General features: G+C 69.7%; 12 protein-coding genes. 5 read left to right on the top strand and 7 right to left on the bottom strand.

Features of this window, described 5'->3' with window-relative positions:
* Positions 1 to 35: 35 nt before the first annotated feature.
* Positions 36 to 509, bottom strand: coding sequence for a YiiD C-terminal domain-containing protein (locus AC1Q5A_RS10835; protein WP_492700723.1), 474 nt, complete (start codon positions 507 to 509; stop codon positions 36 to 38).
* Positions 510 to 597: 88 nt separating this feature from the next.
* Here AC1Q5A_RS10835 and AC1Q5A_RS10830 point away from each other — a divergent pair, with 88 nt between their 5' ends.
* From AC1Q5A_RS10830 to AC1Q5A_RS10820, 3 genes are read left to right on the top strand one after another with little or no spacing between them, the layout of a single operon-like run.
* Positions 598 to 1,368, top strand: coding sequence for a uroporphyrinogen-III synthase (locus tag AC1Q5A_RS10830; protein WP_492700722.1), 771 nt, complete (start codon positions 598 to 600; stop codon positions 1,366 to 1,368).
* Positions 1,369 to 1,423: 55 nt separating this feature from the next.
* On the top strand, positions 1,424 to 2,542 hold the full coding sequence (locus tag AC1Q5A_RS10825) for a uroporphyrinogen-III C-methyltransferase (protein WP_492700721.1): 1,119 nt from the start codon (positions 1,424 to 1,426) through the stop codon (positions 2,540 to 2,542).
* Positions 2,539 to 3,795: a heme biosynthesis HemY N-terminal domain-containing protein gene (locus AC1Q5A_RS10820; protein ID WP_492700720.1), complete on the top strand. Its 1,257-nt coding sequence runs from the start codon at positions 2,539 to 2,541 to the stop codon at positions 3,793 to 3,795. The genes AC1Q5A_RS10825 and AC1Q5A_RS10820 overlap by 4 nt, the downstream gene beginning before the upstream one ends.
* Positions 3,796 to 3,866: 71 nt before the next feature.
* Here the strand turns inward: AC1Q5A_RS10820 and AC1Q5A_RS10815 are convergent, their stop codons facing one another.
* From AC1Q5A_RS10815 to polA, 5 genes are all read right to left on the bottom strand, one after another.
* Positions 3,867 to 4,157, bottom strand: coding sequence for a HigA family addiction module antitoxin (locus tag AC1Q5A_RS10815; RefSeq protein WP_492700719.1), 291 nt, complete (start codon positions 4,155 to 4,157; stop codon positions 3,867 to 3,869).
* A 15-nt stretch (positions 4,158 to 4,172) separates the two neighbouring features.
* On the bottom strand, positions 4,173 to 4,454 hold the full coding sequence (locus AC1Q5A_RS10810; RefSeq protein ID WP_492700718.1) for a type II toxin-antitoxin system RelE/ParE family toxin: 282 nt from the start codon (positions 4,452 to 4,454) through the stop codon (positions 4,173 to 4,175).
* Positions 4,455 to 4,527: 73 nt separating this feature from the next.
* Complete coding sequence (locus AC1Q5A_RS10805; RefSeq protein WP_492700717.1) at positions 4,528 to 6,831, bottom strand: 3'-5' exonuclease; 2,304 nt, start codon at positions 6,829 to 6,831, stop codon at positions 4,528 to 4,530.
* 69 nt (positions 6,832 to 6,900) lie between these two features.
* Entirely contained in the window at positions 6,901 to 7,122 is a 222-nt protein-coding gene (locus AC1Q5A_RS10800) for a hypothetical protein (RefSeq protein ID WP_492700716.1), read from the bottom strand.
* A gap of 333 nt (positions 7,123 to 7,455) precedes the next feature.
* Complete coding sequence (gene polA / locus AC1Q5A_RS10795; RefSeq protein ID WP_492700715.1) at positions 7,456 to 10,203, bottom strand: DNA polymerase I; 2,748 nt, start codon at positions 10,201 to 10,203, stop codon at positions 7,456 to 7,458.
* 230 nt (positions 10,204 to 10,433) lie between these two features.
* Between polA and AC1Q5A_RS10790 the strand changes: the two genes are divergently transcribed.
* Both AC1Q5A_RS10790 and AC1Q5A_RS10785 read left to right on the top strand, forming a co-directional pair.
* Positions 10,434 to 10,934 (top strand): DUF2782 domain-containing protein, encoded by a 501-nt coding sequence (locus tag AC1Q5A_RS10790; protein WP_492700714.1) that lies wholly within the window; start codon positions 10,434 to 10,436, stop codon positions 10,932 to 10,934.
* Positions 10,935 to 10,997: 63 nt separating this feature from the next.
* Positions 10,998 to 11,429: an EamA family transporter gene (locus tag AC1Q5A_RS10785; RefSeq protein WP_492700713.1), complete on the top strand. Its 432-nt coding sequence runs from the start codon at positions 10,998 to 11,000 to the stop codon at positions 11,427 to 11,429.
* A 6-nt stretch (positions 11,430 to 11,435) separates the two neighbouring features.
* Here AC1Q5A_RS10785 and AC1Q5A_RS10780 read toward each other — a convergent pair whose 3' ends face one another.
* Positions 11,436 to 12,146, bottom strand: a complete 711-nt coding sequence (locus tag AC1Q5A_RS10780) for a glutathione S-transferase (protein ID WP_492700712.1) — start codon at positions 12,144 to 12,146, stop codon at positions 11,436 to 11,438.
* Positions 12,147 to 12,198 lie beyond the last annotated feature (52 nt).

The following is a 12,198-nucleotide window of genomic DNA, read 5'->3' as shown; positions in this document are numbered from 1 at the left end:
ATCCGGCCATTCTGCCCCAAGTGGCGGCGGACGACTCAGCCACGCCGTTTGGCGACGAAGCGGGCGGCCAGGGTGGCAGCGGGGCGACCGTTGTCGCCGGGCACCACGCAGCCCACGCCGATGCGGGCCTTGCCGCGGGCAGCCAGCGTGTTGAAGAAGGTGGCCCAGTCCGCGTCCGCGGCGAGTCGCGCCTCGCTGTGGAAGTCCTGCCACAGCGGCGCCAGGTAGCGCACGGTCGACTCGGCCACGAACAGGTCGCAGTCGAGGCCGTGCCGGCGCAGCGCCCGTTCCACCAGCGCCCAGCCGCTCAGGGTCATCAGGCTGACCAGGCTGCCGCCGAACGCGCAGCCCTTGTCGTTCACGTTCGGCGCCAGCGGCGCGCGCAGGCTGAGGAAATCGTCTCCGCTGCCGGCCAGCTGCAGGTCCATGGCGTGGGCCAGCGGGATCTCGTCGCGGATGAACTCGATCAGTTGTCGGGCGGGTGTCGCAGTGTCGTCGATGGTACTCACGTGATCGGGGATTCGGGGGAAGGGAAGCCCGTCAGTGTAGGGCCACAGCTACACTGGGACCATTACAGTGAAGGGGCGCGGTGCGCGGATGCAGCGGCAATCCTCCGGAAAACCCCGGCTGCATGGCCGCACCGTGGTGATCACGCGGCCGGCCGGCACCGCCTCGGCGCTGGCGCGGCGGGTGCGCGCGCTTGGTGGTGTGCCGCTGTTGCTGCCGGGCCTGGCGCTGCGCGGCGCGGCGGACGAGGCGGCGGCGCGCGACGGCCTGCGGCTGGCGCTGCGGGATGAACTGCTAGTGTTCACCAGTCCCGCTGCGGTGCATTACGCCGCGGCGCTGCTGCCGCTCGACACGACGGCCGTGGTGCTGGCGGTGGGTCGGGGCACGGCACGCGCATTGCGTCGGCACGGCGTCGCCGCGCCGCTGGTGCCGTGCGGCATGCAGGACAGCGAAGGCCTGCTCGAACATCCCGCCTTGCACGACCTGCGCGGCCGCCGCGTGGCGCTGGTCGGTGCGCCCGGCGGTCGCGGCGTGCTGCGCGAACAGCTCGCCGCGCGTGGCGCGCGATTGCGCGAACTGCATGTGTACCGGCGGGTGCCGCCGCGGCTGGATCGCCGCCATCTGGAGGTGCTTTCGCGGCTGCGGCCTTCGGCGCGGGTGCTGCTGTCCAGCGCCGAGGCCTTGCACAACCTGCAACAGCTGCTGCCGTCGGCGGCGTGGGCGCGGCTGTGCGCGGCGACCGCGGTGACCAGCAGCGAGCGGCTGGCGGCGGCAGCCCGCACCGCGGGCTTCGCGCGCATCGTGTCGGCTGCCTCGGCACTCTCCGCCGATCTGCTCGACGCCGCGGCCGGCGCGGCCTGAGTCCTTCACGCGGGCTTGCTACGAACGCGACCGTATGGGCTGTTAGCATGCGCGCATGAGCTCCCCAGACCAGCCAAACGAGTCAGTCGCGCCCGAGGGCGCACGTCCCGGCCGCGCGCCGGCCGATCCGCCCTTGCGGGCCCCGCGCCCGGCGCCTCCCGCCCGCGGCGGCAGCCTGGCGCTGGCGGTGCTGTTGGCGCTGGTTGCGGTGGGCGCATCCGGTTATGTCGGATGGCGCCAGTGGCAGCAGGAACGGGGTAGCGCCGGCGACAGCCGGCAGCTGGCCGGACTGCAGCAGCGCGTGGGCACGCTGGAAACCGCGCTGACCGCGCTCGACGGCCAGCGCGACAGCCTGAGCCGGCGGCTGGACGACGCGGTCCAGGTCAACCGTTCGCTGCGCGAGGAACTGCTCGGCCAGGCCGAGCGCACGCGCCACCTCGAGGACGCGGTGGCCAAGCTGGCCGAGAAGAGCCTGTCCGGCCGCGACGGCATGCTGCTGGACGAAACCGAATCGCTGCTGCGCATGGCCGGCGAGCGCTATACGTTGTTCCACGACGCGCAGGGCGCGGCCAACGCGTATGCGTTGGCCGACCAGACCCTGGCTGCCGTCAACGATGGCGCGTTCAGCGGCCTGCGCCAGAGCGTCAACACCGAGCGCGAGGCGCTGGTGAAGAGCCAGCCGGCCAGCCAGGCCGGCGCGCTGCAGCAGTTGGAAGCGCTGCGTGGCGAGCTCGCCGCGCTGCCGCTGAAGCCGCTCGACGCCGATACCGCCCCCGCCACCGACGCCTGGTCGCGCATCCGCCACGCGCTGGCCGGCGTGGTCAGCGTGCAGCGCGACGATGGCGCGCCGCTGGCGGTAGTCGATGCGCGTTTCGCGCGCGAACTGGCCGCGCTCGACCTGGCGCAGGCGCAGGCGGCGTTGCTGGCCCATGACAGCCAGGGCTATGCAGCTGCGCTGCAGCGGGTGGACGGCGCGCTGGCCAGCCAGTTCGACGGCAAGGCGGCAGCGGTGCAGCAGGCACGGGAGACCTTGAAGCGTCTCGCCAGCCAGTTGCCGACGACCGCGCCGGTGCAGCTGGGCGCCGCGCTGAGCGAACTGCGCAACCTGCGCGCGGTGCACGCGCTCAGCCCCGCGCCGGCCAATCCCGCGACGGCGGGCGGAGCCCGGCCATGAGGCTCTGGTACGGGATCGGCCTGCTGGTGGTCGCCGCCGCGCTGGCCGCATTCGGCTGGCACTGGGTGGCGGCGGACCCCGGCTACGTGCTGCTCCGCCTGCGTGGCTGGCGGGTGGAGACCACGGTGGTCGCGGCGCTGGTCATGCTGCTGCTGGCGTGGGCGCTGATCGTCGTGGCGTGGCGGCTGGCGCGCTGGCCGTTCGGTGCCTTCTCGCGGCGGCACCGGCGGCTCAGCCAGCAACGTCTGGGCGCCGGCCTGATCGCCCTGATGGAAGGCCGCCACGGCGACGCCGAGCGCGACCTCAACCGTGCCTCGCGGCTGGACAGCCTGCGCGGTCCGGCCCTGCTGGCCGCCGCCGAGGCCGCCTCGCGCCGCGGCGAACATGGCCGCGCGCTGGAGGCGCTGGACCAGGCCGCGCAATCCGCGCCGCAGGCGGCACGCGTGCTGCGCGCCCGCGTGCTGCGCCGCGAAGGCAAGCCGGCCGAGGCGCTGGCCTTGCTGATCCCCGAATCCGACAAGGGCACGTTGACCCCGGGCGGCTGGCGCGAGCTGGTCAGGGCGGCGCTGGCCACCGGCGACATCCGGCGCGCCCGCGAAGCGCTGGCGCCGTTGCAGAAGAGCGGCGCGCTGGGCAACCGTGCCTATGCCGTGCTGGAGGCGCAGGTGCTGGTCGCCACCATCCAGGCCACGGCGGACGGCGCCAGCCTCAATACGCTGTGGTCGCAGTTGCCGAAGACGCAGCGCCGGGTGCCCGCGGTGATCGACGCCTACGCCCGTCGCGCCGCCGCGTTCGGGCTGACCCTGCCGGCGATGGACGAGGTGGAATCCGCGCTGCGCCGCGAGTGGTCGCCACTCTTGATCGAAACCTACGGCACGCTGGCCGGCGACGATGTCGAGGCGCGCCTGCGCCGTGCCGAAGGCTGGCTCGACGCGCACCCGAACGACGCCAACCTGCTGCTCACGCTCGGCCGCATGTGCGTGCGCCTGAAACTGTGGGGCAAGGCGCGGCAATACCTGCAGCGCTCGCTCGCCCTGGCGCCGGGTGCCGGTGCGTGGGAAGCTCTCGGCGATACGTTTGCCGGGCAGGGCGATGCCGAACAGGCGCAGCGTTGCTATCGCAATGCATTGGCGTTCGGCCGCGGCGACGCGATCGTCCCGCTGGCGCAGATGGCCAATCCGCTGCAGCCCGATACGCAGCCGGTCGCGCTGGAGGAACGCGATATGCATGGCGTGCCGCGGTTGCGTGGATAGCTCTGCCGTCCGGTCGAAAGCTTAAGAAGTGGAAAGCCAGGGGTGTCAGCTTCACCTGTTCGATGGGGCAGTCAGGCAGCGATCCGCTCGATGCGTTCCACCGTCTTGCCCAGCGCCCGGTGCGCTTCCTCCAGGTCGTAGTCAGCCTGCAGGCCCAGCCAGAAGCGCTCGCTGGTGCCGAGCGCGGCGGCAAGCCGCACGGCAGTGTCGGCGGTGACGCCGCGCTTGCCGAGCACGATCTCATTGATGCGGCGCGGCGGGACGCCGGCGGCGCGGGCGAGGGCGTTCTGGCTGATGTTCAACGGCAGCAGGAACTCTTCGAGGAGCACTTCGCCGGGATGGATGTTGGGCAGGGTCTTCATGGTCGACTCCGGTGATCAGTGGTAATCGACGATTTCCACGTCGTGGGCATCGCCGTCCTTCCAGCGGAAGCAGACGCGCCATTGGTCGTTGATGCGGACGCTGTGCCAGCCCTTGCGGTCGCCCTTCAACGCTTCGAGGCGGTTGGCCGGTGGGACACGCAAATCCTCCAGCGTCGAGGCGTTGTCGAGCATGCGCAATTTGCGGCGCACGACCGGCTGGATATCCATGGGCAAGCGCCGGGATGGCGTGCCGCCCCAGATCTTCTCCGCCTCCTTGTCCGCGAAGCTCCTTATCATGCAGTGAACATAACGCTTCTCGTCATATAACGCAATACGTTATGGCCAGGCGCATACGTTTGGACAGCGACAGCTACAGCGGCGTGAGATTGGCGTACGCCGCCACCAGCCATTTGCTGCCGGCGCCTTCGAAGTTCACCTGCAACCGGGTGTGTGCACCGCTGCCTTCGGCGCTGATCACCACGCCATCGCCGAAGCTCGGGTGGCTGACGCGCTGGCCGAGTTTCACCGGCAGCGACTCCTCCAGCGCCGGCGCGATCTCGTGCGGGCGGCCGGCGTACCGCGGGCGGGTGACGTGCACGCGCGGGCGCACTTCGTCGACCAGTTCGGCCGGCATTTCGCCGAGGAAGCGCGACGGCCGCGCCAGCATCTCGGTGCCGTGCATGCGGCGCGATTCGGCGTAGCTCACCACCAGCCGCTCGCGGGCGCGGGTGATGCCGACGTAGGCGAGCCGGCGCTCCTCCTCCAGCCGGCCTTCGTCCTCCACCGAACGCTGGCTGGGGAACAGGCCTTCCTCCATGCCGACCAGGAACACCAGCGGAAACTCCAGCCCCTTGGCCGAGTGCAGCGTCATCAGCTGCACGCAGTCGTCCCAGGCTTCGCCCTGGTTCTCGCCCGCCTCCAGCGTGGCGTGCGAGAGGAACGCCGACAGTTCGCTCAGGCCCGCGTCGATGTCCTCGGCGGTGCGCTCGAAGCGGCTGGCCACGTTGACCAGTTCGTCCAGGTTCTCCACCCGCGACTCGGCGTTGCCGCGGCTGTCCTTCTCGTAGAAATCGCGCAGGCCGGTGTGGCTGACCGCGTGGTCGATCTGTTCGGCGAGGGTCAACGCACTACTCCCCGCTTCCTGCAGGAGAGGGGTTGGGGGTGAGGGTTCGGTGGGCGATGAAGCTTCCGGCAAGCTCGGCCCCTCACCCCGACCCTGTCCCCGCAGGGGAGAGGGGGAAAAGGTGTGGGCCATCGTGTCGATCATGCCGAGGAACGCCTTCACCGCATTCTTCGCCCGTCCGGCCAGTTCGCTGCCGCTGGTGAGTTCGATGAGCGCGGCTTCCCACATCGAGCTGTTCCCGCTGCGTGCGCGGCGGCGCAGTACGTCCAGCGTACGATCGCCGATGCCGCGCGGCGGGGTGTTCACCGCGCGCTCGAACGCGGCGTCATCGTGGCGGTTGGCGGTGAGGCGCAGGTAGGCCAGCGCGTCCTTGACCTCGGCACGCTCGAAGAAGCGCTGGCCGCCGTAGACGCGGTAGCCGATGCTGCGCTGGGCCAGCTGTTCCTCGAAATTGCGCGACTGCGCATTGGAGCGGTACAGGATGGCGCAGTCCTTCGCGCTGCCGTGCTCGGCAATGTATTCGCGGATGCGCTCGACCACGAAGCGCGCCTCGTCCTGTTCGTTGTAGGCCGCATACAGCGCGATGCGCTCGCCCTCCCCACCGGCGGTCCACAGCTGCTTGCCCAGGCGGCTGCCGTTGCGCTGGATCACGCTGTTGGCCGCCTTCAGGATGGTCGAGGTGGAGCGGTAGTTCTGTTCCAGCTTGATCGTGCGCGCGCCGGGGAAGTCGCGCAGGAACTGCTGCATGTTCTCCACCTTGGCGCCGCGCCAGCCGTAGATCGACTGGTCGTCGTCGCCCACGGCGAAAACCTGTCCGGAAGCCGCCTTGCCGGTGGCGCCGGCGAGCACGCGGATCCACGCGTACTGCAAGGTGTTGGTGTCCTGGAACTCGTCGATCAAAAGGTGCCGCCAGCGCTGCTGGTAGTGCTCCAGCACGGCCGGGTTCTTCAGCCACAATTCGTGCGCGCGCAGCAGCAGCTCGGCGAAGTCGACCAGGCCCGCGCGCCGACAGGCTTCCTCGTAGGCCTGGTAGATGCGCACGAAGGTGTGCGTGACCGGATGGTCGCGGTGCTCGATGGCGTCGGGGCGCTTGCCTTCGTCCTTCCAGCCGTTGATGGTCCAGGCGGCCTGGCGCGGCTGGAACTTCGCCTCGTCCAGCCCCAGTCCGGCGACCACGCGCTTCACCAGCCGCTGCTGGTCGTCGGCATCGAGGATCTGGAAGCCTTCCGGCAGCCCGGCCTCGCGCCAGTGCCGGCGCAGCAGGCGGTGCGCGATGCCGTGGAAGGTGCCAACGGTGAGGCCCTGGATGCCGCCCGGGATCAGGCTTTCCAGCCGCGCGCGCATCTCGCCGGCGGCCTTGTTGGTGAAGGTGACGGCGAGGATCGCCCACGGCGGCACGCGCTCCACCTGGGTCAGCCAGCCGATGCGGTGGGTGAGCACGCGGGTCTTGCCGGAACCGGCGCCGGCGAGGACGAGGTAGTGGCCGGGCGGAGCGCAGACGGCTTCGCGCTGCGCGTCGTTGAGCGGGTCGATCAGGTACGAGACATCCATCGTGCCCATTGTAATGGCCGCATGCGCAAACCGCCGCGATGGCGCGGCGGCTTGGAGCTGCGGTGGCGCTTAGCGCTTCCTGCCGGCGATGCCGCCGACCACCAGCAGGCCGCCGACCACGATGCCGGCGATGCCGAGCCATGCCGGCACGGCCTTGGTGTGGGTGGCTTCGATCTTCGCCGAGCCCAGCTGGGCCAGGGTTTCGGTCTGCTGGTAGCTGGCCTTGCCGAGGGTGATCCAGATGCCGGCGACCAGCAGGATGATGCCGGCGATGAAAAGTCCTGCGCGCATGGGGGCTCCTTCGGTGGGTGACGGGCCGAGTATGCCGGGGAGGGCATGTTTGCAGTGTACAGGCGGCGCGCCGGACGAAAAAAAGCCCCGGAGGCTAGGGGGAGCCTCCGGGGCGGGGGGCAGGCAGGAAAACCCAGGGGAGAGGTTTCGTGCCTGTGGCGGGTCCAGGGAGGTGGGCGCGCCAGGATGCCGTTGCGTGCATCCGATGTGTTGGAGTGCGCTTGGTGGGAAAAAGTTGCAGCGTTCCGAAAAAAATTCAAAAAAATTCAGAAACGATTCATCCTCATGAAATATTAACCGCGGCAACCGCGGTTCGCGGCGGCGTGGTGCCGCTCAATGCGCCTCGTCCCAGTTCGCGCCTACGCCGACGTCGACCAGCAGCGGCACCGCCAGTTCCGCCGCGCCGGACATTCGCGCGACCACCGCGACGCGTACCGCGTCGATTGCGTCGGCGCGCACCTCGAACACCAGTTCGTCATGCACCTGCATCAGCATGTGGGCGTCGTCGCGGCCGGCCAGCCACGCCGCTACGGCGATCATCGCGCGCTTGATGATGTCCGCCGCGCTGCCCTGCATCGGCGCGTTCACCGCGGCGCGCTCGGCGCCCTGGCGCAGGCCCTGGTTGCGCGAGGTGAGGTTCTCCAGGTACAGCCGGCGGCCGAAGATCGTCTCCACGTAGCCGTCGCGGTGCGCGCGTTCGCGGGTGGCCTCCATGAACGCGTGCACGCCGGGGTAGCGGGCGAAATAGCGCGCCATGTAATCGCTGGCTTCGCCGCGGTCCACGCCGAGCTGGCGTGCCAGGCCGAACGCACTCATGCCGTACATCAGGCCGAAGTTGATTGCCTTGGCGGCGCGGCGTTGGTTGGCGCTGACCTCCTCGGGCTTCAGCCCGAACACCTCGGCGGCGGTGGCGCGGTGCACGTCGCCGCCCTCGCGGAAGGCCTTGAGCAGGCCCTCGTCGCCGGACAGGTGCGCCATGATGCGCAGCTCGATCTGCGAATAGTCCGCCGCCATCACCCGCCAGCCCGGCGGCGCGATGAACGCCTGGCGGATGCGCCGGCCTTCCTCGGTGCGCACCGGGATGTTCTGCAGGTTCGGGTCGGACGATGAGATCCGCCCGGTCGCCACCGAGCCCTGATGGTAGCTGGTGTGCACGCGGCCGGTGCGCGGGTTGACGATGCCGGACAGCTTGTCCGTGTATGTGCTGCGCAGCTTGGCCAGGCCGCGATAGTCGAGGATCAGCCGCGGCAGTTCGTGGGTGTCGGCGATCGCCTCCAGCGCTTCCTCGTTGGTGGACGGCTGGCCGGTCGGCGTCTTCAGTTTCGCTTCGAGGTGCAGTTCGTCGAACAGCACGGCCTGCAGCTGCTTCGGCGAATCGAGGTTGAACTCGCGTCCGGCCAGCGCGTACGACTGCTGCTGCAGTTCCAGCATGCGCTTGCCCAGCTGCTGGCTCTGCCGGCGCAGTTCGTCGCCGTCGATCAGCACGCCGCGGCGTTCCATCTCGGCCAGCACCGGCACCAGCGGGATCTCGATCTCCTCGTATACGCGGCGCAGCGACGGCACGCTCTCCAGCTTCGGCCACAGCGCGTGGTGCAGGCGCAGGGTGACGTCGGCGTCCTCGGCGGCGTAGCGGCAGGCGGTGTCCAGGTCCACCTGCGAAAAGGAAATCTGCCTGGCGCCCTTGCCGGCGACCTCCTCGTACTTCACCGTGTCGTAGCCGAGGTACTTCTTCGCCAGCGAATCCATGTCGTGACGCGTGGCGGTGGCGTTCCACACGTAGGACTCCAGCATCGAGTCGTGCTTGAGCCCCTGCACGGCGATGCCGTAGTGCGACAGGATGTTGATGTCGTACTTCGCGTGCTGGCCCAGCTTGGGCCGCGTCGGATCCTCGAAGACGGGCTTCAACGCGGCAAGCACGCTGTCGCGATCGAGCTGCCTGGGCACGCCGGGATAGTCGTGGCCGAGCGGGATGTAGCAGGCCTTGCCCGGCTCCACCGCAAGGCTGAGGCCGACGATGTCCGCGCGCATCGCGTCGATGCTGGTGGTTTCGGTGTCGAAGGCGATCAGCGGCGCCTCGCGCAGCTTTCCGATCCACGCATCGAGCTGTGCCGGCGTGGTGACCAGCTCGTATTCGCCCGCGAACGAAAGGTCGGCCGTACCTGCAGGGGCGGCTTCAGTCGCGATGCCTTTCGTCGCGATCGCGGCAGAAGTGTGGTCGCTTCCTTCACTGGCCGATGCCGCATTGTCCAGTTCTTTCAGCGCCGCCTTGAACTCGTAGCGCGTGTACAGCTCGCGCAGCAGCGTAGTGTCCGCCTCGCGCCGGGTCAGCTCGGTGGGGCCGAACTCCAGCGGCACGTCGACCTTGATCGTCGCCAGCTGGCGCGACAGCGGCAGCTGCGGCAGCGTGGCGCGCAGGCTTTCGCCGATCTTGCCGCCGATCCGGTCGGCATGTGCGATCACGCCGTCCAGCGTGGCGTATTCGGCCAGCCACTTCGCGGCGGTCTTCGGGCCGCACTTGGGTACGCCGGGGATGTTGTCGATGGCGTCGCCGGTGAGCGCGAGGAAGTCGATGATCTGCTGCGGCGTCACCCCGAATTTTTCCAGCACGCCATCGCGGTCCATCACCGTGTTGCTCATGGTGTTGACCAGGGTGACGTGCGAACCGACCAGCTGGGCCATGTCCTTGTCGCTGGTGGAGACCTCCACCTCGATGCCGAGCGCCTGCGCCTGCAGCGCCAGCGTGCCGATCACGTCGTCGGCCTCGACCCCGGGCACGCGCAGGATCGGAAAGCCCAGCGCGCCCACGATCGCCAGCATCGGCTCGACCTGGGCGCGCAGGTCGTCCGGCATCGGCGGCCGGTTTGCCTTGTACTGGGCGTACAGCGCGTCACGGAAGGTCGGGCCGGGCGCGTCGCTGACAAAGGCCAGGTAATCGGGGTTCGCCTTCAGGGTGGCGCGCAGCATGTTGACCACGCCGAACAGCGCGCCGGTGGGCTCGCCGCGGGCGTTGCTCAACGGCGGCAGCGCATGGAACGCGCGGTACAGGTAGGACGAGCCGTCGATCAGGATGAGTTTGGGCATGGGGCGGGCTGACCTGTGCGAAGCGGGCCGCGCCGGCGGCTGCTGGCCGGCGCGACAGGGAAGAATGGGGAGTGTATGTCGATACACGGCCGAATGATGACGCGGGGCCGTCGGACCTGCTTTACGGGGCCGATGCGCGCCGCATTCCCGCCCGCACGACGGAATGCCGCGCTTCACGGATGGCGGCGGTGGCCGCTGTTATGCTCTGCTGCCCCAACGAGGTCGCCGCCATGAAAAACGCCGCCCTGCTGCTTGCCGCCAGCTTCCTGTTCGCCACGCACGCGCTGGCGCAATCCGCTGCCCCGGCGAACGTGCCGCCGCCGCCGGGACTGAACGACCCGGGCGTGAAGGCGGTGGCGCCGGCGACGCCGGCTTCCGCGCGGACGCCGGGCACGTCGCTGAAGCTGAAGCCGCAGTCCCTGCCATCGATGCGCGACGAGGGTGGTGCGCGGACGGCGCCCCGCGACCAGTCGCCGCCGCAGGTGCGGATCCGCCAGGAGGGCGACAACAGCATCCAGGAATACAGCCGCAACGGACGCGTCTACATGGTGGTGGTGACGCCGAAGAACGGCATCGCGCAAACCTACATGGTCGACCCGCAGGGCCGGCTGGTCGACGAGCACGGCATGAAACCGGTCGGACCGGTGATGTACAAGCTGCTGGAGTGGGGCAAGAGCCCACCGCCGGCTGCGGAGTCGAGCGCACCCGCCGCAGCGGACAGCGGTCACTGAACCGCCCTGCCGGCGCGGACGTGCCGGCAGAGCCGAAACGGTATCCGGGCGGAGGGCGACGCGATGCAACTGCGTGAAAGCTGGTTGCTGTTTGCGCTGGGTTCGGCGCTGTTCGCCGCGCTGACCGCGTTGTTCGGCAAGCTCGGCGTGGCCGGCATCAATTCCAACCTCGCCACCTTCATCCGCACCGTGGTGATCCTGTTCGTCACCGCCGGCATTCTCAGCCTGCGCCAGGAATGGGCCAGGCCAAGCGGGCTGCCGCTGCGCAGCTGGGTGTTCCTGGCGCTGTCGGGCGTCGCCACCGGGCTGTCGTGGCTGTGCTACTACCGCGCGCTGCAACTGGGCCCGGTCAGCAAGGTGGCGCCGATCGACAAGCTCAGCGTGGCGATCGCGATCGTGCTGGCGCTGGTTTTCCTGGGCGAGAAGCCGAGCCTGTCGCTGCTGGTCGGCGGCGGCCTGATCGTGGCCGGCGCGATGGTGATCGCGCTGGCCTGAGCGGGTCTACGCGGGATCGTCCAGCTCCGGGTAGTGGCGGAAGATACCGCTCTCGTTGAACGGCAGCCGCCGCGGCGATGCCAGGTAGGCGGCGAGGCGTGGCCGCTGCGCCACACGCAGCTTCAGCGCCTGCAGCTGCGGCAGGCTGCTGCCGAGGCGGCGCATCGCCCGCGGAAACGCGTACTCCAGCCCGCTCGTCAGCTGGAACAGCGAGAGGTCGACATACGAATGTTCGTGCAGCGCGTGGTGGCCGCCACCGCGCTCCAGCACCTGTTCGAAGTAGTCCAGATACTTGGGCAACCGCGTCTCGCGCAGGTCGGCGGCGCGGCGACGCGCCTCGCCGAGCTGGTCCTCGTAGTACAGGCTGGCGGCGATCGGGTGATGGGAGTCGTGCACCTCGGCGACCAGGTCGGCGATGGTCAGCTGCAGCTGGTGCGCATACAGCCGCCGACCCTCGCCCTCCGGCACCAGCCCGAGCAGCGGGGCCAGGTATTGCAGTATGTTCGCGGTCTGCGCGATCAGCAGCCGGCCGGCCTTGAGGAACGGCGGCGCGAACGGCAGCGCGCCCTCGTGCACGCCGTCGAGGTAGCGCACGATGGCGTCGTCGCCCTGTTCGCGGGCCACGTCGACGTAGCTGGCGCCGGCATCCTCCAGCGCCAGCCGCACGAATTCGCCGCGTCCCTGGATGCCGGTCCAGTAGTAGAGCTCGTAGTGCATGGCCATTTTCCCGGACTCGCTGCCGATCCTGGCAGGCGCGACTTCTACGGGA

This window comes from Rhodanobacter sp. GW835-FHT13D09, assembly GCF_058793995.1.
The sequence above is the reverse complement of the archived record's forward strand: the minus strand, read 5'-3'. Positions and strand labels throughout refer to the sequence as shown.